This is a genomic window from Acinetobacter sp. SH20PTE14, from assembly GCF_021391555.1.
In the GTDB taxonomy this organism is placed as follows: Bacteria; Pseudomonadota; Gammaproteobacteria; order Pseudomonadales; family Moraxellaceae; genus Acinetobacter; species Acinetobacter amyesii.
The window spans coordinates 480,626-501,040 of sequence record NZ_CP090067.1 but is presented as its reverse complement, the minus strand read 5'-3'; the positions used below and the strand labels follow the sequence as shown (position 1 = coordinate 501,040).

23 protein-coding genes are annotated in these 20,415 nt (G+C 40.8%); 11 read left to right on the top strand and 12 right to left on the bottom strand.

Features of this window, described 5'->3' with window-relative positions; translation table 11 throughout:
- Positions 1-174 precede the first annotated feature (174 nt).
- From LXF01_RS02490 to LXF01_RS02480, 3 genes are read right to left on the bottom strand one after another with little or no spacing between them, the layout of a single operon-like run.
- Positions 175-1,251 carry a DUF6670 family protein gene (locus tag LXF01_RS02490; protein ID WP_180103033.1) on the bottom strand — a complete coding sequence of 359 codons (1,077 nt, stop codon included), beginning with the start codon at positions 1,249-1,251 and terminating at the stop codon, positions 175-177.
- Between the two features lie 36 nt (positions 1,252-1,287).
- A complete protein-coding gene (gene pssA / locus LXF01_RS02485) occupies positions 1,288-2,112 on the bottom strand; it encodes a CDP-diacylglycerol--serine O-phosphatidyltransferase (protein WP_078192422.1) in 825 nt (274 codons plus the stop codon).
- A 41-nt stretch (positions 2,113-2,153) separates the two neighbouring features.
- A complete protein-coding gene (locus tag LXF01_RS02480) occupies positions 2,154-3,011 on the bottom strand; it encodes a 23S rRNA (adenine(2030)-N(6))-methyltransferase RlmJ (RefSeq protein ID WP_078189232.1) in 858 nt (285 codons plus the stop codon).
- Positions 3,012-3,125: 114 nt separating this feature from the next.
- On the opposite strand from LXF01_RS02480, the gene LXF01_RS02475 reads away from it, so the two are divergent.
- Both LXF01_RS02475 and LXF01_RS02470 read left to right on the top strand, forming a co-directional pair.
- Positions 3,126-3,728, top strand: a complete 603-nt coding sequence (locus LXF01_RS02475; RefSeq protein ID WP_180103032.1) for a 2OG-Fe(II) oxygenase — start codon at positions 3,126-3,128, stop codon at positions 3,726-3,728.
- A gap of 71 nt (positions 3,729-3,799) precedes the next feature.
- A complete protein-coding gene (locus LXF01_RS02470) occupies positions 3,800-4,327 on the top strand; it encodes a hypothetical protein (protein ID WP_180103031.1) in 528 nt (175 codons plus the stop codon).
- Between the two features lie 51 nt (positions 4,328-4,378).
- On the opposite strand, the gene LXF01_RS02465 is transcribed toward LXF01_RS02470, so the two are convergent.
- The 5 genes from LXF01_RS02465 to LXF01_RS02445 all read right to left on the bottom strand — a co-directional run bounded on the left by LXF01_RS02465 (position 4,379) and on the right by LXF01_RS02445 (position 9,030).
- Positions 4,379-4,636, bottom strand: coding sequence for a DUF2789 family protein (locus LXF01_RS02465; RefSeq protein WP_078189234.1), 258 nt, complete (start codon positions 4,634-4,636; stop codon positions 4,379-4,381).
- A 105-nt stretch (positions 4,637-4,741) separates the two neighbouring features.
- Positions 4,742-5,002 (bottom strand): DUF2789 family protein, encoded by a 261-nt coding sequence (locus tag LXF01_RS02460; RefSeq protein WP_180103030.1) that lies wholly within the window; start codon positions 5,000-5,002, stop codon positions 4,742-4,744.
- A 189-nt stretch (positions 5,003-5,191) separates the two neighbouring features.
- On the bottom strand, positions 5,192-6,178 hold the full coding sequence (locus tag LXF01_RS02455; protein WP_180008396.1) for a malate dehydrogenase: 987 nt from the start codon (positions 6,176-6,178) through the stop codon (positions 5,192-5,194).
- A 170-nt stretch (positions 6,179-6,348) separates the two neighbouring features.
- Complete coding sequence (locus LXF01_RS02450) at positions 6,349-7,008, bottom strand: ribonuclease T2 family protein (RefSeq protein WP_233944978.1); 660 nt, start codon at positions 7,006-7,008, stop codon at positions 6,349-6,351.
- 45 nt (positions 7,009-7,053) lie between these two features.
- Complete coding sequence (locus LXF01_RS02445; RefSeq protein WP_180103028.1) at positions 7,054-9,030, bottom strand: lytic transglycosylase domain-containing protein; 1,977 nt, start codon at positions 9,028-9,030, stop codon at positions 7,054-7,056.
- A gap of 307 nt (positions 9,031-9,337) precedes the next feature.
- Here LXF01_RS02445 and miaB point away from each other — a divergent pair, with 307 nt between their 5' ends.
- The 4 genes from miaB to LXF01_RS02425 all read left to right on the top strand — a co-directional run bounded on the left by miaB (position 9,338) and on the right by LXF01_RS02425 (position 12,771).
- A complete protein-coding gene (miaB, locus tag LXF01_RS02440; RefSeq protein ID WP_180103027.1) occupies positions 9,338-10,795 on the top strand; it encodes a tRNA (N6-isopentenyl adenosine(37)-C2)-methylthiotransferase MiaB in 1,458 nt (485 codons plus the stop codon).
- Positions 10,796-10,833: 38 nt separating this feature from the next.
- Positions 10,834-11,925 (top strand): PhoH family protein, encoded by a 1,092-nt coding sequence (locus LXF01_RS02435; protein ID WP_180103026.1) that lies wholly within the window; start codon positions 10,834-10,836, stop codon positions 11,923-11,925.
- A gap of 9 nt (positions 11,926-11,934) precedes the next feature.
- On the top strand, positions 11,935-12,417 hold the full coding sequence (gene ybeY / locus LXF01_RS02430; protein WP_078192431.1) for an rRNA maturation RNase YbeY: 483 nt from the start codon (positions 11,935-11,937) through the stop codon (positions 12,415-12,417).
- A 63-nt stretch (positions 12,418-12,480) separates the two neighbouring features.
- Positions 12,481-12,771, top strand: coding sequence for an antibiotic biosynthesis monooxygenase family protein (locus LXF01_RS02425; protein WP_111885943.1), 291 nt, complete (start codon positions 12,481-12,483; stop codon positions 12,769-12,771).
- On the opposite strand, the gene LXF01_RS02420 is transcribed toward LXF01_RS02425, so the two are convergent.
- Positions 12,772-13,629, bottom strand: a complete 858-nt coding sequence (locus tag LXF01_RS02420) for an energy transducer TonB (protein ID WP_218948631.1) — start codon at positions 13,627-13,629, stop codon at positions 12,772-12,774. It lies immediately after the preceding gene.
- A 258-nt stretch (positions 13,630-13,887) separates the two neighbouring features.
- Here LXF01_RS02420 and LXF01_RS02415 point away from each other — a divergent pair, with 258 nt between their 5' ends.
- From LXF01_RS02415 to LXF01_RS02400, 4 genes are all read left to right on the top strand, one after another.
- Positions 13,888-14,571: a hypothetical protein gene (locus LXF01_RS02415; protein WP_180103025.1), complete on the top strand. Its 684-nt coding sequence runs from the start codon at positions 13,888-13,890 to the stop codon at positions 14,569-14,571.
- Positions 14,572-14,729: 158 nt separating this feature from the next.
- Complete coding sequence (locus LXF01_RS02410) at positions 14,730-15,443, top strand: DUF3108 domain-containing protein (RefSeq protein WP_180010540.1); 714 nt, start codon at positions 14,730-14,732, stop codon at positions 15,441-15,443.
- A gap of 91 nt (positions 15,444-15,534) precedes the next feature.
- Positions 15,535-16,110, top strand: coding sequence for a xanthine phosphoribosyltransferase (locus LXF01_RS02405; RefSeq protein WP_078189246.1), 576 nt, complete (start codon positions 15,535-15,537; stop codon positions 16,108-16,110).
- A 267-nt stretch (positions 16,111-16,377) separates the two neighbouring features.
- Positions 16,378-16,776: a hypothetical protein gene (locus tag LXF01_RS02400; RefSeq protein ID WP_180049320.1), complete on the top strand. Its 399-nt coding sequence runs from the start codon at positions 16,378-16,380 to the stop codon at positions 16,774-16,776.
- Between the two features lie 108 nt (positions 16,777-16,884).
- Here LXF01_RS02400 and LXF01_RS02395 read toward each other — a convergent pair whose 3' ends face one another.
- Both LXF01_RS02395 and wrbA read right to left on the bottom strand, forming a co-directional pair.
- On the bottom strand, positions 16,885-17,073 hold the full coding sequence (locus tag LXF01_RS02395; protein ID WP_180103024.1) for a hypothetical protein: 189 nt from the start codon (positions 17,071-17,073) through the stop codon (positions 16,885-16,887).
- A gap of 317 nt (positions 17,074-17,390) precedes the next feature.
- Positions 17,391-17,984 (bottom strand): NAD(P)H:quinone oxidoreductase, encoded by a 594-nt coding sequence (gene wrbA / locus LXF01_RS02390; protein WP_078192437.1) that lies wholly within the window; start codon positions 17,982-17,984, stop codon positions 17,391-17,393.
- A 112-nt stretch (positions 17,985-18,096) separates the two neighbouring features.
- Between wrbA and LXF01_RS02385 the strand changes: the two genes are divergently transcribed.
- Positions 18,097-19,344 (top strand): YihY family inner membrane protein, encoded by a 1,248-nt coding sequence (locus tag LXF01_RS02385; protein WP_180173263.1) that lies wholly within the window; start codon positions 18,097-18,099, stop codon positions 19,342-19,344.
- A gap of 54 nt (positions 19,345-19,398) precedes the next feature.
- On the opposite strand, the gene LXF01_RS02380 is transcribed toward LXF01_RS02385, so the two are convergent.
- Positions 19,399-20,328: a DMT family transporter gene (locus LXF01_RS02380; RefSeq protein ID WP_180103022.1), complete on the bottom strand. Its 930-nt coding sequence runs from the start codon at positions 20,326-20,328 to the stop codon at positions 19,399-19,401.
- Positions 20,329-20,415 lie beyond the last annotated feature (87 nt).

The following is a 20,415-nucleotide window of genomic DNA, read 5'->3' as shown; positions in this document are numbered from 1 at the left end:
AACCCAACTTAATCAATTCAACCAAGTCATTGTTTTATCAGAAGTTTTAATCTTCATCACCGCCGATGGATGTGCATTCTACAGCATTTCTGATCCAACGCAACACCCTTTTCCATTTATTTTTAATTTTTCATTACGTTTGTTTATTTATTCTACTAAATTAAGTTTTTTTTACTATTTTTTGAGCATAAAAGGGACAATATTTCCATATTTGTCCGTTAATTTATCTTTTTCATTCTTTTCTTGCCATTTTAAAGCTCGACAATCTACATATTCACAGTAGCCACCCTCTCCACACTCGATTTCGTCGTTGATTTTGATTTGATAGTTAAAGCTTCCTGCATAGCCCGCCCCTAGTCCAAATTTAAAATCTCCACGACTCTGCGCTTGTACATGTATTTTCATTTTGTCATTTTGGTAAATCCATTCAAATTCACGTGGCAAATACATTTTTTGCAAATTCGGTGTTTTAACCACAGGATAAACGCGCATGACTTTAAAGAACACGCCTTGATCCGCCATGAACACTTGCTGCTGATTTAAATCTCTTAGATATAAACGTGAACTCAAAATATTGTTATAACGGTCTCGCGTTTGCATAAAGATGATTTGACGCTGTCGGCTGAGGTTGATTACCTGGTGGGTATAAAACGCTAATGGTAAATATGGAAACTTGCGTATTTGTGCATAAGACAAAACCGCCAACTGATTTACATCATACATCTGGCCCTGAAATTTGATTTGCCCTTCACATTGGCACATCACCGACCAATATTCAGCAAGACCTAATCTCAACTTAATTAAACACGAAGAAATATCGGTAGTTTGCACGGACAAATATAAACTGAGTTCAGTATCTTCTCGATGGATTTGAAATACCGCTCCATCCCAACCAATCTGCTCTTTATCTCTAAATTTAAAGACGGTATCACTCAGACTACAGTCGTCTTTGATGGAATATGATTGTAATTGCCCAACCATATGACCGCTCACACTGGTCAATACTGTGGCTGTATTGAGTTCGTCTTGTTGAATGGACGCAGGATTTTGAAAAGCGGGAATCTGAGGCTGCCCAAGCCAACTCATAAAGTTAAGATAATGTAAGGGCGCAGGAAGATTCGGTAGACAAAGTCCATAATGGACTGAAGGATAAGGCGTATTCGGCGCATGTAAATTTATTTTTTTATGTTGTAAATCTGGAGCTTGATTCAATCGTCTTGATTGATCCAAGAAATCTTGAAATATCTGCATATCAAGCTCCTTTTCATTTTTATTTCATGTTTTATCTCATGCTTCAGCCTTTTTTGCCATTAAGGTTGTGACAAAGCCAGACAATGCATAAATTACTGAAATAATTAAAATACCCATTGGAATATTATACGTTACAGCAGCTAAAATGAAGACTATGATTGGCAACACCGCAAATGGAACACGGCGACGATCCACAGTTTTAAATGAATAGTATTTTACATTTGAGATCATCAATAGACCCACTGCAATAATCACTACCGCATTAAAAATCTGAATACCTGTTTCGCGTAAGTCGAAGACCGCAGGGATATCCATACCTACCCATACCAATGAAATAATCATAACGGCTGCGAGTGGACTTGCAACACCAATAAAATAACGTTTATCGACAACCCCAATTTGTACGTTAAAACGTGCCAAACGGAAGGCTGCACATGCTGTGTAAACAAAACATGCTGCCAGGCCAATACGGCCTAAGTCATTTAGACTCCAGCTATACATTAAAATGGCAGGTGCAACACCAAATGCTAGCAAGTCCGACAACGAGTCAAACTGTTCACCAAAAGGACTTTGTGCGCCGATAGCACGTGCGACACGTCCATCCAAACCATCAAATAATGCTGCAAGGAAAATGGCATAAATGGCTTGTTGAAACTCACCATTCATACTGGCAATTATTGAATAAAAGCCGGATAACAACGCTGCAGTTGTAATCAAGTTTGGCCACAGATAGATCCCACGACGTTTCACTTTATGCCCTTCATGGGTATGCTCCTCTTCTTCAACTTCAAATGTAATGCCATCAAATGCATTTTCATCCTTTGAAGAAATTTCCCGCTCAGGTTTATTTGTATTTGTCATTGTTCGATCCTAACTGTGACCTTTCTTTTTCAAGTTTAAAATTATTCGCCAACCAACCAACGTACGGCTGCATGACCACCATTTTCATTCATACGAAGATGTGGGAACAACCATTGTAATGCTTCGTCCGCATCTTCAGAGAATTTCCAAGGTGGGTTAATCACCAATAAACCACAACCATTCAAACCAACTGGAGTGTCATCAGGCCACACACAAATTTCGCAAACCAACTGACGACGAATACCAGTTTTGTACATTTTCTTTTCAAAACGTTCAATCATCGCGCGGTCTTTAATTGGATACCATACCGCAAAAACGCCTGTCGGCCATTTTTTATAAGCAGCTACCAACAATTCTACAAGCTGTGGAAAATCTTTACGTTCTAATTCGTAAGGTGGGTCAATCATGACCAAACCACGTTTTTCTTTTGGTGGAATTACACCCAGTAAACCTTCGTAAGCATCACGCTCATGCAAGCCTGCACGTTTATCAAAAATATTGTGGCGCAATTGTTGGAATACATCGCGCTGCATTTCAAAAATCGTTGCCTTATCAGTTTCACGCATGCCTTCAAGTGCGAACCACGGAGAACCTGGATAAGCGCCTTTACCAAAGTTTTCACGCATTTTTTCAACAACTTTTAAATATTGTTGAACACCTTCAGGCGCATTGCGTTTAATTGAATCATCGAGCTTAACTAAACGATGAATACCATTTAAAAACTCACCTGATTTCTGTGCTTCAGAGGTCGAAAGATCATATTTACCTGCACCACCATGTGTATCTACATAGCGATAAGGTTTATCTTTTGCATTCAGTCGACTTAATAACTGAAGCAGCAAAACGTGCTTCATCACGTCGGCAAAGTTGCCTGCATGGAAATGGTGACGGTAATTCATGTTTCTTTAATTCCTAATATCAACGGACATTTTAGCATGAAAAATAGTTTCATTCCGATGCTATTCTTGCTCTAGAATACGTCACCTTTTTTTCCACAACTTTATGGATCGTATATGGAAACAGCCTTTCTCCCAAAGTCTTGGCCGGTTGATCAAATCCTCGATGATTTAGATCAACACGGGTTTAGCATTATTGATGACGCTTATCCTGCTGAATATATACATGCACTTGTTGAAGAATGTATGTCAAATTTAAATAAATTTAGGGATGCAGCCGTACAAAATGGAGTCATCAGTAAAATTAGAAGTGATCATATTTTATGGATTAACGACACATTAGATGTCGCACAAGAACACGTTCAAGCCTTAGAACATTTATCAGAACAATTTAATCGCGCATTTTTTTCTAACATTCACGAAATCGAAGCACATTTTGCTTGTTATAACGCAGGTGAGTTTTATGCACTACACAAAGATAATCCTCAAGGCAAAAATGGACGTGTCATTTCAGCGGTTTATTATTTGCATGAATATTGGCAAGCCGACTGGGGCGGTGAATTGCGCTTACAAGATAAGAATGATGTTTGGCATATTTTAGAACCTAAACCGAATCGCATTGCGTTATTCCAAAGTGACCTATTACACGAGGTACTCGAAGCTAAACATCAACGTTTATCGATTACGGCTTGGCTACGTAATGACAACTCGATGTGGTAATTCGAGATTCCTCCTTTAAATCCCTTAAACTATCCTCATATATGAGTCATGCATAGATGAGGATGTACCCGATGCGTCAAAACAGTCATAAAATTATTCAGCGTATTGGCGAAACCGATCAATTATTTCTACAAGGCAACAGCCCTGAACTTGCTCTTGAGCGCGCAGACTTACGCCTGCAATTGGTTAATTTAAGTAAGAACCATCAAGAACAAGTGTATTTTCTGCAAGAAGCCATTGTTCTACTTGAGCAAAGCCGGATTGAATTTGAAGAAATGCCGATTGAGCTATACATCAATTTGTCTGTACATTTAGCCAAAGCCTATATGGTATTTTTTGAAATCACCCAAGAGCAGCGCTATGCCTTGATTACCCAGCAGATTATGAAACCGATGTCAAAAGCTGAACATGGCGACATTTACTTCTACTTGGCCTATGCCTCTGCGGTAAAACAGGAACCTGCGTTAACCCGCCACTGGTTAAATAAATACTGCAAATCTCAAGAATTCAAACTGACCACTTTACTTGAGCATCCTGCATTTAATCCTTATCGCCAAGAAGACTGGTTTTCAGAATTACGCCAAAGCAAATTGCACTAAATAAAAAAACACCTCCGAGGAGGTGTTTTTTTATTTGTGGAGAAATGAAATCTATGCTGGCTGCAGCTTATATGCATCCATATGCAACTGTTGATTCAGCTCATCAATCCAAATAGCCCAATCATCATCTTGTACTAAATGACTGATTAGAAAATCACGCTGCGCTTTATTCCAAAACGGCGCATCATGTAAATTTTCACTTGCAGCAAGCTGATGCGTACGCACGTATAACTCGATCGCAGCTGGACTGCTGGCTAACCCCAATTGAGAAAACAATAAAGCTAAGGATGGTTTATTTTGATTGAGCATCTCGCCCTCCTTATCAACTAATCTGTCATTTATTATTTAATTAACTTATATGATGCCGATAAAAAAACCTAGCGTTAAAACTAGGTTTGTTGTTTCAAATTGTATTTAGATTTTGCATGATCCGGAAAGCTTATGTTCTGTATGCAATTGTTCATTTAAAATATCGACCACCATGGCCCAGTCATCATCTTTTTTCCAATGACTGATAATAAAGTCACGCTGTGACTTCGTCCAAAATGGCGCTTCATGCAATGGAACATCCATGGTGATTTGATGCGTTTCGATAAATTGATCGATGCCTTCCGGAGTTGCATCCAACCCCAATTGTTCAAAAAATAGTTCCAACGTCGGTTGTTGATCAAACATTGCCGTTCTCCTCAAGCCAATAACATTTCTCCTATCTTTATAGTTATCTGTTTATTTGACTTTGTCAGTTGCAACAGCATCTCAACGTGTTATTTTTTGTTCAAAACTTAAGCTTGGTATTTTTCGCAGGCCATAAAAAAGCACCCCAAATGGAGTGCTTTTTTTTATAATTTAATTTAAAAAATTAAATTATTTAACCATGTCAGCAACTGCTGCACGTTCTTCTTCAAGCTCGTTTAGAGTGACGTTGATACGTTCACGGCTGAATTCGTCGATTTCAAGACCTTGAACGATTTTGTATTCGCCGTTTTCAGTTGTTACAGGGAAACCGAACATTACGCCTTCAGGAATACCATAAGAACCGTCAGAAGGAATACCCATAGTTACCCATTTGCCGTTTGTGCCAAGAGCCCAATCGCGCATATGGTCGATTGCAGCGTTTGCAGCAGAAGCAGCAGAAGAAAGACCACGCGCTTCGATGATCGCAGCACCACGTTTACCAACAGTTGGAAGGAATACGTCTTTGTTCCAAGCAGCATCGTTGATTTTGTCTTTTAAGCTTTCGCCGTTTACATTTGCAAAACGGTAGTCAGCATACATTGTTGGAGAGTGGTTACCCCAAACTGTCATGTTTTCGATGTCAGAAACTGCAACACCCGCTTTTTGAGCAAGTTGAGTTAACGCACGGTTGTGGTCAAGACGTAACATTGCTGTGAAGTTTTTCGCTGGAAGATCTGGAGCAGATTTCATTGCGATGTAAGCGTTAGTATTTGCAGGGTTACCTACAACAAGAACTTTAACGTCACGGCTAGCAACTTCGTTAAGTGCTTGGCCTTGACCGATGAAGATTTCACCGTTTACTTTAAGAAGGTCAGCACGTTCCATACCAGGACCACGTGGACGTGAACCTACAAGAAGAGCGTAGTCAGCATCTTTGAATGCAACTTTAGGATCATCAGTACCGATCATACCTTCTAAAAGAGGGAATGCGCAGTCATCAAGTTCCATCATTACGCCTTTAAGCGCTTGTTGAGCTTTCTCAACTGGAATTTCTAATAATTGAAGGATAACTGGTTGGTCTTTACCCAACATTTCACCGCTTGCGATACGGAATAATAAGCTATAACCGATTTGACCAGCTGCGCCAGTAACGGCAACACGAACTGCTTGCTTCATGTAATTATCTCCAATTGAGGAAGGTCATAATGATTAAATAGCTGTTCTATCTAATCTTAATAATCATAAACGGCAAAGATTGTACTCCAATCTTTTGACGCTTGCATGTAAAAGAGAATGCTTTTCAACAAAAGTATGATAGGAAATATAAATAAAATGCCGAAAAAAGCTTAGAAAGAACCTTTAATTATGAAAGTTGCAGGACAATTTCCGACAATAGTCGTAGGGCAACTTTTATACTGCCCATTGTTTTTATAGCAAATTTTAATCTCGGTCAGTAAACTGCCACCACGGGTTTGCATACAGTTAAATTCAATACTTTGGGATACCAATCCACTGTTCATACGCAACATTTTATTACGCAAGACATTGGCTTGAATGGATTGGGTTTCTTGGCTAGTCAATTCATCTGGAATTTTTAGCTTATCTGCATGATTAATAATGGTTCTGAAATACTGGCTGGCATTCATTGGGACACAGCCGCCGGTAGTGTGCCAAAGCGCCATACGAGCATTTTCATCAGGCATAATCCGTGCAACCACTTTGGCTTGCAACGGAGAAAGTTTAGCTGAACTATTGGTGGTGCAATCACGGGTAGAAGTTTCTGGATATAGTCCCGTGATATTGAGTGAATACCCTTCCAGACATTTACGTTTTTTACTTTTTAAAGGGTCATAGGCGCAAACAGCTGGCACCATTTGCACATCCATCACATAGCCATTAACCACGGGTGCTGCCGAAAGCACAGACACACCAAAGCCAGCACCACTGCCGATGAGCAGTGATGTCAGTATTCGATAAACAGGTCTAATGTTCAATTCGGCATTCATTATTTACCCATATTGCGCCTCAAAACAGGCGCGTTGCTTCAATGCTTATTGCGCATTCCGTAATGGAATCATTTGCATTCGTTTTTCAATCGATTGCGGCCCCTGACCCAATAAAAGGCCGTAATGGGTTGCATTGGTCATCACATGTTTTACATAGTCTCGAGTTTCCGTTAATGGAATCGATTCCGTATATTGGTCCGCTGCAATCGCTTGATACTCAGGCTGCCAGCGTCGAGCACGATTTGGACCCGCATTGTAGCCTGCAGTCGCTAATACTGGACTATTACTCAATTGACGTTGAATCATCGATAAATAGAAAGTGCCATAACGGATATTGGTATTCATATCCGTTAATGCAGCGGGGTTATAACTCTCCCCCATCTGACGAGCCACCAATTTTGCGGTGTCTGGCATAATTTGCATTAAACCACCAGCACCGACATGTGAACGTGCGCTAGTAACAAACCGACTTTCTTGACGCATCAAACCATAAGCCCATGCTGGGTCAATCCCTGCATTACGACTATGACTCACCACGTAATTTTGATGCGGCATAGCATAACGTAAAGCATAATTGTGCTGTTTAGTGGTTCGATCTGCTGCATAAATCGCCCGATCATACCACCCCATATCGGTTGCACGTTTAGCTGCGGCAAGAATCATGCCATCATCATGCTTTAAGTAGGCTTGACGCACTGCCCAGTTCCATTCACGGTTAATATAGCTGTCAGATGCATTAATATTGCGCAATGCAAAGGCACGACGGAAGTGAATATCCTGACTGAGACGCTGCGCATCTTGTGACGAAGGCTGCACATTTGACGGAATATTGTTATAAGACTGACCAATTTTGTCACGTGCTAACAAATTATGGTAATCATCGCCAATGGCAAGCTTACGATAAATTTCTTTTGCCGCATGTTTAGATGAGGCATCGCCACGTTGTTCAGATGCTCGTGCTAACCAATATTGCCAACGGTCTTCCTGCTTTTGCGAAACGCTCATCGCATCAATTGCACGAATGACACTTTCCCATGCGCCAAAACGAATGGCTTGTCGCGCATAAATCTCGGCTTCTTCTGCACTAAAAGGCAGTCCATAACTCAAATCAAGATAATTTAGAACTTCACGGTTGAAATTATTTTTCATTACCGTTGTACCACCGATATACCCGACACTACGGTATAGGGCTTTTTGTACATCGGCTGGTGTGCCTTCTGCTGCACGTTTCACCGAAGAAATCGCACCATTTAAGTCGCTATCGGCCAAGCGACCCATCGCATAAATCAGGTATGCATGATCTTCAGCTGTGGCTTTGGGTGCAGACCATAAATAATTCAGTGGATTGGCTTGAATGGTGTTGAGTTGTGACAAATTAATATTTACGCCAATGGTTTGCGCAGTCGCAATCGCTTGTCCTGACTGACCCGCTCTTAACTGTCCCCACATCCGTTGATGGCGGTCATCTTGAGTCATTAAAGGACTCGACAGCATCATACGGCCCAAGCCCGTACACGAATCAGGTTGTGAGTTTGTGGTCAACCATACATCTTTAAATTCTGCGTAAACCAGAGGGTCGCCCGACTTTGCGCGGACTTGAGCCATGGCACATGTTTCAGCACGGTCAGCATTAGTCACATATTGCAAGACAGGCTGTGCTGTAGCGAAATCAGCTTGTTTGACTTTTTCTTCAACATAATCTGCGGCTAATTTTTCTGCCATTGCCGAGTTTGGATAGCGCTGTGCAAAATTAATAATGGCACTTGCAGGTTGTGAAGCCAAATTGTTATTCAGTAACCAATATTCTGGATAATAGCCCAAAACATCATTTTGCATGGATGATTGGTATTGTTGTAATAAACTAATATTGCCTGCATTCGCAGCACGTAAAGCATCGTTAAACTGCTCATCTGCGGCTTGGGCAAACGCAGAAATTCCGGAGAGCCCGACACTCAAAGCAAGTAATTTAGCGTAATTTTTCTGTTTAAAATTATGTTTTAACATCCACTTGCCTTCTTTCATGTCATTCTGCTCAGTTACAGCACATCGAACTTTGTTTAGGAATTAGTTTAATAATTCTAAACTCTGCATTGTGTTCTGTTATGTAACCTTATGATTAGCCAATATTAATTTTCAAACATTTTTACTTCATAAATCAATATGGCAGAGTTGTAATTTTAGGCTGTAAGTTTCTAGTGAATTACTGCTAAAATATTGCCCATTCTTAAAATCCCCTTTTTGACCTCCGCAGCTGCACAATTCAATTGATTGAATTGTCTGTCAGCCACGTATGGTTATTGATTTTCATAAAATTCCTTTAGGAGCCTACATGACGGTTCAAACCTTCATCCCCAATAGTGCCCAAGCTGCCCCAGATAACACTGTTACCCAGCCACAGCACACCCCAGCTCAAGATGGAACAGTGAAAAAACTGTACATCGAAACGCAAGGGTGTCAGATGAATGAGTATGACAGTCAACGTATGGGCGACCTTTTAGGTGATTCTCACGGCTATGTGCTGACAAACGATCCAAAAGAAGCGGATATTCTCCTGATGAATACCTGTTCTATTCGTGAAAAAGCACAAGAAAAAGTATTTTCAGAGTTAGGTCGCTGGCGCAAACTGAAAGAAAAAAATCCAGACTTGGTGATTGGTGTTGGTGGTTGTGTTGCTTCTCAGGAAGGTGACAACATTCAAAAACGCGCACCGTATGTAGATATGGTGTTTGGTCCGCAAACCTTACACCGTTTACCACAAATGCTTGATCAGCATACTGAGCAAGTGGTCAAACCCAAAAAAGAAAAAATTCAGTTGGTGGATATTTCATTCCCTGATATTGAAAAATTCGACTTTTTACCTGAACCGCGTGTAGAAGGGTTTAAAGCCTTTGTCTCGATTATGGAAGGCTGTTCTAAATACTGTTCATTCTGCGTAGTTCCTTATACCCGTGGTGAAGAGGTTTCTCGCCCACTCGATGACGTATTGGCTGAAATTGCCACTTTAGCTGAAAAAGGCGTACGTGAAATTTCATTACTCGGCCAAAACGTGAATGGCTACCGTGGTGAAACTTTTGAAGGGGAAATCTGTACCTTTGCAGACTTATTACGTTTAGTGGCCGAAATTCCGGGCATTGGACGTATTCGTTACACCACATCGCACCCGCTTGAATTTAATGATGACTTGATTCAATGCTACCGTGACTTACCGCAAATGGTTTCTCACTTGCATCTACCAGTTCAAAGTGGTTCGAATGACGTTCTACAAGCCATGAAACGTAACCACACGATTGATGTATATATCGATAAAATTGCTAAATTACGTCAAGTTCGCCCTGATATGCATTTATCTAGCGACTTTATTATTGGCTTTCCGGGTGAGACTGACGAAAACTTCGAAGAAACTTATCAATTTATCCAAGATATGGATTTCGATCATTCATACAGTTTCATCTACTCAAAACGTCCGGGTACTCCTGCTTCAGAACTTGAAGACACGACCCCTGAAGATGTGAAAAAAGAACGTCTTGCAAAAGTTCAACAATGGATTAAACAATCCAGTATCGATAAAACTGATGCAATGCTAGGGACCATTCAACGTGTCTTGATTGAGTCTGTTTCAGACAAAGATCCGAACTTGCTGATTGGTACTGCAGACAATACACGTTTGGTTAGCTTTATCGGTGATCCTGCATGGGTTGGGCGTTTTGCAGAGATTGAAGTGACAGATATTAAAACTTTGAAGTTTGTTTACGGTGAACTCTTGAATCTTGAGCCTGACGTGGCGTAATGTAAGCTTAATCGTCAGACCAATTTAAAGGAATTCTCTTGACTGCAGCGATTCGACGTACTGTAACTTTTGCTGGTATTCCACTTGACCGTTTACAAAGCATGCTCGGTGCCTATAACGGTCATCTCAAACAAATTGAACAACGTTTAGATGTCAAAATTTCTCATCGTGCAGATGCTTTTTTTATCGATGGGGAAATCGATGCGGTAGAGAGAGCCGAAAGTCTCCTTCACCGTCTTTATGAAGAGTCCGAAACCAATCTACAGATTAGTGCGGACATTTTACACATGATGATTCAAGGCAGTCAGACTGACCGCGAAATTCAGGAAGATTTTTCTGAAAATGAGCATACCGGTTTAGACAATGTTTATCTACAAACCCGTAAAGGTCGGATCAATCCACGTGGTGCCAATCAAAAACGCTATGTACAGCGTATTTTACAAAGCGATATTTCATTTGGTATCGGCCCAGCGGGTACAGGTAAAACTTATCTCGCGGTCGCCGCTGCTGTAGATATGCTAGAACGTAATGAAATTCAGCGTATTTTATTGGTTCGCCCTGCGGTTGAAGCAGGTGAAAAACTGGGTTTTTTACCCGGTGATTTGAGCCAAAAAATTGACCCTTACTTACGTCCTCTCTACGACGCTTTGTATGAAATGCTGGGTTTTGAAAAAGTCGCAAAACTGATTGAACGTCAAGTGATTGAAGTTGCACCACTCGCCTACATGCGTGGTCGTACCTTAAATCATTCTTTTGTGATTTTAGATGAAGCACAGAACACTACCCCTGAACAGATGAAAATGTTCCTCACCCGTTTAGGCTTTGGTTCTCGAGCGGTGATCACGGGCGACATTACACAGGTCGATTTACCTCGTGGTCAACAATCTGGTTTGGCACATGCCTTACGTGTGATTGAAAAAATTAAAGAAATTCATATTACTCGCTTCCACTCTCGTGACGTGGTACGTCATCAATTGGTTCAAAAAATTGTTGAAGCCTATGAGGGATGGGACAGCGAACAACATCGCCTCACAGCTGAACAACGTGCGGAACGTAAAGCACGTCAGGAAGCCTTGGTGGCGGACAATGATGCTAAAGCTGATGGGCAGCATCAAGACGAAAACATTTAAGGATTCATTTTGAAACTTAATCTCTCTTTGCAGCAAAATTTTCAGTCACCTGAATTGGTGGTGAAACGTGCGCATATCAAAAAAGTCGTGGAAACGGCTTTACGTCATATCGATACACAAAGTGATTGTGAGATCGGTATTGCATGTGTGGACAATGACGAAAGCCACAAATTGAACTTGGAATATCGTGGTAAAGACAAACCGACTAATGTGTTGTCTTTTCCGAGCGATCTCCCCGATGAAATGGCTGCAGTTTTAGACTCATTTCCGATTGGCGACTTGGTGATTTGTATTCCTGTGGTTCTTCGTGAAGCACAAGAACAAAGCAAAGCACCCCTGACCCACTTTACGCATATGCTGGTACACGGTACGTTGCACCTCATGGGTTACGACCATGAAACCTCTGATGAAGATGCTGAAGAAATGGAAGCATTGGAGATCGAGATTTTAGCCAAATTAGGGTTTGATAACCCTTATCTGGAAAGAGATTAAGAACCAAAAAAGCGAGCTCCGGCTCGCTTTTTTTATCGTCATAAAAAACAAGGAAGGAAAGATATGCAATATGTCGTGATTTTTAAAGCACGCATTCGTACGCTTGATGAGCTGTATTTTTCGACTGCACAGCAGCTTAGAGACAAAGCCTTGACACACTTTAACTGTCAACATTTTGAAGCGCTGACAGAGGGTGAGCATGAAATCGCCCTTTCCTACTGGAATACATTAGAAGACATTCGAGCTTGGCAACAAGATGCACAACATCTGGTCGCGCAGCAATTGGGGAAAAACCAATGGTATGCGAGTTTTAGCGTCGAAATCTGCGAAGTTTTGCGACGCAATCACAACTGATTAACGCACCTCAAACTCTGCTTCTGCAGGATCAAAGCGCCAAGTACGCACAATACGAAGTTCTGAGATGTCTTTCATTTTGGCATCAAACAAACCAAAAGGTGCCGCCTTACGCACAGAGGTTTTTGCTGCTTCATCCAATAAGCTTGAACCTGAACTTTCGATCAAACGAATGGCACGAATCCCGCCATTACTGTTCAAAATAACCATTAAACGTACTTCACCGCGTAGCTGTTGCTGTTTTGCCGCTTCAGGATAATAACGGTTACCGTAAAATTCGACTTTTTCGCGAAATTTTTCCATGTAAGCAGCAGAAACATCTTGCTTGGCTTGAATGCCATCAATGGTTTTAATTTTTTGCTGACGGCTAAAGTTTTGCTGACGTTGTAAATATTGAGCTTCAATACTCGCCACCATCGCAGCCTTGGCCTGAAACTGACTATTCAACTCCTCAACGGCTTTTTTACGACTGTTTTCTTCCGCTTGTTTTTGCCAACTCAAGGTTGTCATCAACACTTTGTCTTCAAAGCTGAGTTCTTTCTTTTGTTGCAGTTGTTCTAAAGCTTCACTTTTTTGCTCACCGGCTTTTTGTTCGATCATCGGTGCAGGCATGTCACTCGACATACGATGCGACTCACGGAATGTCCCCGAGCCCTGCTGATCGGCTTGTGCTAAAAAGTCTGCATGTTCAATTTTTTCCGTCGTAGAACGTAAAGAAACTGCAATTTCTTTGGTGTTATAATCCGCCTCTTGGGGCATGGAAAATTGCATGGTTAAAAAAGCCAAATGCAACACAGCAGCAAACACTAATGCAGTTGCAAATATGGGATCTTTCCACCACTCTTTCATCAAGGGCATGAACGTTATTTTTTTCAGCATCACATTAAACCGACAATTTGCCGCGTTCCCCAAACTGCTTAAAACAGTATAAAATAAAACTCGTATTCATTTTTTGATGAAAACGAGAAATCCATCAACACATAGATAATGCACAATTAAAATCATGAAAATGGTGCAATTTATTTTGCTAAACTGCAAGATCAAAACCTTGTGTTTTTATAGAAATCGACAAGATAAACATCGTTAAAAAACATAATTTGTCAGGATGCACTTCTTATGCAAACGCTAGTTTCCAATATCGCTAAACGTATACGCCAAGTGTACCAAAAAGCTGAAGGATTTATTGAAGATGAGCGTGAATTCCCAATGTCTCAAGTGTTTTTAAATGCGACATTTCAGCGCTTTGTGACCGATAATGTGAAAATGCTCAAAGACTTGCATGCTGACCTGCATGATGACTGGCTTCGACTGTATGCCACATTGGATTATAACGGGCTGATCATAACACTCTCTGTTGATTTAAAACTGGTACAGATGGAACTCAACAAACAAACGCAATTGATCGTATTTGAACAAATTAGTGATACACAAGTGATTGAAGCGAAGTATCCAAATGTTCTGTATAAGATGGGCGTGCGCATGGCGTTATGGTTCTATCAAAAAGTACTCAACCAAGATCCATTGGGTATGATTTTGGAAAAGCTCAATGTGATCAAAGTTAAAGATGATTTACTGTATTTAGACCTGAATCGCTGGCTCGGTAAAAGTCGATCGATTATCGACACACTGGGCAAAGTCCATGTCAACCATGCTGTTTTACGTGAGGCCGAATTGGTGGTGATTGGTAATGTTAATTTAACCGCATTGTTCACCAAGATGTCGCAAGAACGGATAGAAGACTGGGATGACTCAAATTTAAAAGACGATGAAGTCACGCCTATAAAGCAAAAGGAAAACTAGACTTATCCTGTACTTAGACATCTTGAACCTATAAAAACGCTACACAATATATACATTAGGCACGGATTTGTGACGTGATTCTCCACAATCCAGCCGCATAATAAACATATCAGGTGGTTTAGCCCACCGCATTTCTATTGAATAGGAAAACCATACTTATGGCACATTCAGTTTTGAAAAATTTAGGTCTTGTTGCTGGGGTATCGACTACACTGCTTTTGACTGGTTTCTCAAGTCAGTCATTTGCCATGAGTCCATTCCAAGCAAGCTACCAGTTTAATTACAACGGCAAAAACTTGGGTTCTGCAACACGTACACTAAAACAATCTGGGAATAACTGGACGTATGTTTTCGCAGCAAAAGCTGGTGCGATGGCCTCTGCAACTGAAACCAGTCGTTTTAGTTTAAATGGCAGCCAAATTCACTCGAACAGCTTTAGCCGCAGCAGCAAAATTTTGGTGCACAACAACACCATGAATATTAATTTTAATGCTGGCGCAAAAACCATTAATACCAAAAAAGATGATAAAGCGCGTTCATTTGCGTGGAAATCAGGTGTGTTAGATGAACTCAATGCTGAATTGCAAATTCGTGAAGATTTAAAAAATGGTGGTTTGAAATCGAATTACTACATTGCCGATGCCAAAGAGGTTGAAGCTCGTAAGTTCGTGAAACAAGGCACTGAAAAAGTGAAAACCACTTACGGGACTTTTGACACCGTGAAAGTCGTGATGCGCCATGACAAACCTGGCCGTCAAACCACCTTCTGGTTAGCACCAAAACTAGATTACCTACCTGTCAAAGTTTCCCACCAAGACAATAAAACCTCTTACGGTTTATTGTTAACGGGCTATAAAGGTGCAACAAATTAATTGATTTGATCAATTTCGCTTGCATTTTTCACGGTGCTTTTTAAAATACGCTTTTGCTTTAAAAAGCACCTGCCCCCTCGAGGATTCTCCCGTGCACGCTCTGGAACAGAAAATCTTAGCTGAAGGTATCGTTCTCTCTGAAGAAGTTCTGAAAGTCGATTCTTTCCTGAACCACCAAATTGACCCTGTGATGATGCAACAAATTGGTCAAGAATTTGCCCGTCTTTTTAAAGATGCTGGCATCACAAAAATCATTACGATTGAAGCATCAGGTATTGCACCTGCGGTAATGGCTGGTCTTGAACTTGGTGTTCCTGTGATTTTTGCACGTAAATATCAATCTTTAACCTTAAAAGATGATTTGTATCGCTCAAAAGTGTTTTCTTTCACAAAACAAACTGAAAGCACGATCGCGATTTCTAAAAAGCACATCAATGCTGAAGATAAAGTTTTAGTGATTGATGACTTTTTGGCCAATGGTCAAGCGGCTTTAGGTCTTGCAGATCTTATTCATCAAGCAAGTGCTGAAGTATTGGGTATCGGTATCGTGATTGAAAAATCATTCCAACCTGGTCGTGATATTTTGCTTGAAAAAGGCTATCGCGTTGAATCATTGGCACGTGTGAAATCGCTGGCGAATGGTACAGTTGAATTTGTACGTGACTAGTTTGGGTTCAAAAGAAAAAAGAACACATCAGGTGTTCTTTTTTTTGCTAAAAATTTGCCATTAAGGTGACATAAAGCGCACTTTTTAACGCCTTAGTTACAAGCAGACAAAACATCGGTGTGCAAAACTCGATAAAATTCAGGAAAATCGTCACATTTGATCGAATGGGTCAACTACTCATCTGTCAAATTACATTATGCTGCACCATAAATTCGGCCACTTTATTTTTTAAGGCTATGGAAAGTTATGAATACAGAAGATCAAAACATGGAAACGACAGTTAAATGTCCAAAATGTGGATCAACCCATATTGAAAAGCGTAACCATGAACAAAACTTACAAAAAATTGGTGGTGTCTTACTCAGTGGTGCAGGAACTGCTGCAGGGACTGTCGGTGGTGCGGCATCTGGCGCATCTATTGGTGCTGCGATTGGTGGCGTGACTGCTGGCCCACTTGGCGTGATTATGGGCGGAACCATCGGGACTTTTGTTGGTGCAATTAGCGTCGGTATTACAGGCGGTTTTCTCGGACACCGTTTTGGTAAAAAAGCCGGCGTGATCGTCGATCAAAATATTTTTCTCGACTACCAATGTTTAGATTGCAAACAGCGCTTTGAAGTTGAGCAACAGCCTGAAGACGCTGCAAAGACTTCGGATCAAGACTAATTTCGATATTAAAAAAGAGCGCATCAGCGCTCTTTTTTAATAGGTTATTGTTTTTCTAATATGTATTTCTAGTCTATTGAAATGCTATTCGAAACCATGGTTAATAGACTATTTTGAAGCATCGGCTAAAGATTTTGATTCTGCTTTGACTTGATCTTGTTTCGCCAAAAATTCTTTTTCTTCAGCTTTTTTCTCTTGCGGGAAATCCATACTGTGCAAAACTGGCATTGCCGTACACAAGGAAGATGCAGCCAATACGGAACACAGGAAAATCATTCGAAAATTAATAATAGACATCACACACCCCAAAGAAGAAATTTAAATACAAATCATGTAATCAAAAAATAAAAATAACGCGCCCAAAAAGACAGCAAAAATCGATTCAAGGCCATCACTGAGCAGGCTGTATTTAAAAACTTTCAATATGTTATTGATATCACTTATTTTGGGTATTTTAAGAATAGTTCGACAGATTTATTTTTATATTTTTGGGCGCAAATACAATATCGTAAATAAAAGAAATCACACGTAAAAAAGCAAGAAAAGTGCAATATTTAAACCTTTTCTTGCTCGTTCGCTACAAAGTCTGCGTAACTTCCTAGAACAAGTAAGTATCAAATCAACTTTTTGACCACTTCGCCTAGGCGTTTACCCTGCTCTTCACATAAGTTTCGCTCATCTTGACTCAATGACTGATCATGGCGCGGACCACTGACATGGCTTGCACCATAGGGCGTACCACCCGTTTTGGTATTCGATAATGCAGGATGGGCATTACTTAAACCCATAACCATCATTCCATGATGGAACAAAGGCGGCAGCATGGTCAGCAAAGTACTTTCCTGTCCGCCATGCATTGAACCTGAACTGGTAAACACACAGGCAGGTTTACCATGCAATGCGCCATTGAGCCAAAGCGCTGTGGTTTGATCCCAGAAATATTTCATTTCCGACGCCATATTGCCAAAACGTGTCGGTGAACCAAGGGCTAAACCTGAACAATGCGCTAAGTCATCTAAGCTACAGTAAATATCGCCTTCGGCAGGAATACTGGGCTGTACGTCAGTCACCACGGTGGATAAATTTGGAACGGTACGTATTTTTACCGCCATCCCAGAAGCTTCAATTCCATTGGCAATCAAATGTGCCATCTCACGTGTTGAACCATATTTGCTGTAATACAGCACCAGTACATAAGCTTGCGTCATTTTTATAAATTCAATGAAAAAAGAAAACTATACGGTATTTTTCCTATTTTTTGGTTAAGCTAAGTGATGAAAATTGCATAAACATGACTAAAATAACTCGAGACTTGAAAGCATGATCGAAGCATTTTTAAAAAAACTTCCCTTTTACGACAAGAAATGGTTTCAGTTTGTTTTATTTGTCATTCGACGTTTTGAAGCCGATCGCTGCCGTGAACAAGCAGGATCATTGACCTATACCACCTTGTTTGCAGTGGTACCCATGTTGACCGTATTTTTGGTCATCATCTCATCAATCAATGCCTTAGAGCCTGCTCGTCAACAGCTTCAACAATTGATTTATAGTAATTTTCTACCGAAAACGACAATTGCTTTTGATAAAGCACTGAATGCATTCACCGATAAATCCAGTAACTTGACCGTGATAGGTGTGCTGTTTTTATTCATTACCACAGTCATGATGCTGACCAGTATTGAGACGGTATTTAACCGAATTTGGCGGGTGCGTGAGACACGTGGCGGCATAATTGGCTTCATGCGCTATTGGACTATTATCTCATTAGGCCCAATCTTACTGGGTAGCGCATTTGTTGTGTCATCTACCTTGGCCTCTATGAATGTCCTCAGCAATAATTTTGCCGGCTATGAACTGGATGGGGCTTTTCTGCTGTGGATCTTGTCTTTTTCATTGACCATTTTAGGTTTTTTCATTCTGTATTGGACGATTCCCAACCGCAGTGTGCCGATTAAGGCGGCGCTGATCGCGGGTGTCTTTAGTGCCGTGGTATTTGAATTACTCAAAAACCTCTTTGGTTTTGTCATGTCAAATTTCACCAGTTATCAAATCGTTTACGGTGCTTTTGCTGCAGTGCCAATTTTCCTGCTTTGGATATTCCTTTCATGGAATATCGTACTGATTGGGGTAGAAATTAGTTATGCACTGACAGCTTTCAATTCGGGCAACGACCAAAAACGTCATCCTGTTATTATGTTGATGGATTTGCTTGAATTATTTTATAAAAAGCAAAAACTCGGTCAGAGCGTGACAGAAAAAGAAGCGCTTGAGGTTTTAGGGCGTGATGAAATCGGCCGCCTGCCAAGCTATATTTTATTGTTTGAAGAGCAACACCTGATTAAACGTACAGATGATGATCATTATGTTTTAGTTCGTAATTTAACCCAAGTGGACTTTTGGAGTTTTTACAGTAAGCTGCCCTATCCGCTCCCTAAACGGCAAGATTTAGGTCGCGTCGATCCAGATGATGTTTGGATGGAAAAAATTGGGCCGCAATTGGTCGAATCGGATGATTATCTTGCGGCCAAACTCTCGATACCGCTTGCGACTATTTTTGAAGAAAAATAACCGTATAAATTAAAAGGGAGAACTGCAGTTCTCCCTTTTAATTTATACATGATATTAGATCGCTGTGCACTGATGTCCCATCAATTTAGACAACCACCGATGCAAGGTTACCGTCATCACTCCAACCATTACTAAGGCCGTTCCCAAAATAAAGTTCAGTTCAATCGTTTCGTTTAAGATCAATACGCCAAAGACTAGACCAAAGATTGGAGTAAGGAATGAAAAAACGCCCAAACCATTGGCCAGATATTTACTTAACAGCCAAAACCAAAGCATCAGGCTAAAAAATGAAATAATGAGCACATGAAAAATCATACTGCTGATGGACAACACCGTCCAATGTACAGTCATTTGTCCTGTCAGCCACGCCACGGGTAATAAAAACACGCAACCACCAACTAGCTGATAAAACAAGGTCTGAGTCGGAGGTGCATTAGAGAGTTTGGTGAGTCTTAATGAAATAGTGGTTAAGGCCCACATCACCCCAGCAAGTAATGCCATCGCATCACCCAACAGGGCTTGAGTGTTGACTGTAGTACTACTTTCACGTCCCATAAACGACAGTACTATTCCTGAAAAGGCAATAAAAATACCGACCCATTGGATCGCTGTAAGCTTTTCTTCAGGCAACTTCCAATGTAAACCTAGTGCCACGAATATCGGTGCGGTATAGAGCAAGACAACGGTATGTGATGCAGAGGTATAGCGCAGGGATTCTGCCACTAAAATAAATTCGGCTGAAAATAAAAACGCCAACCAGATACCCGGCAGCAAGTATTCTCGAGTATATAAATGTGTCCCCGGCTTAAGACGAATCAGTGGAAAGACCAACAGCGCAGCCAAACCCGATCGGATGGCAATTTGCATGATCGGCGCAATATCAACCGCGGCCAATTTCAAAATGACCTGTTGAATCCCTAAAATCATGCACAAAATAATCATCAAACCAGAAGCTTTTGCATCTAGCGCCTTATGCTGTTCCACACTATTTACTCGACAATACGATAAGCAACACTATAGAACTGTCAGAAATAAAATATATACTTCAAAATAGACAAGTGATCTTCTTAT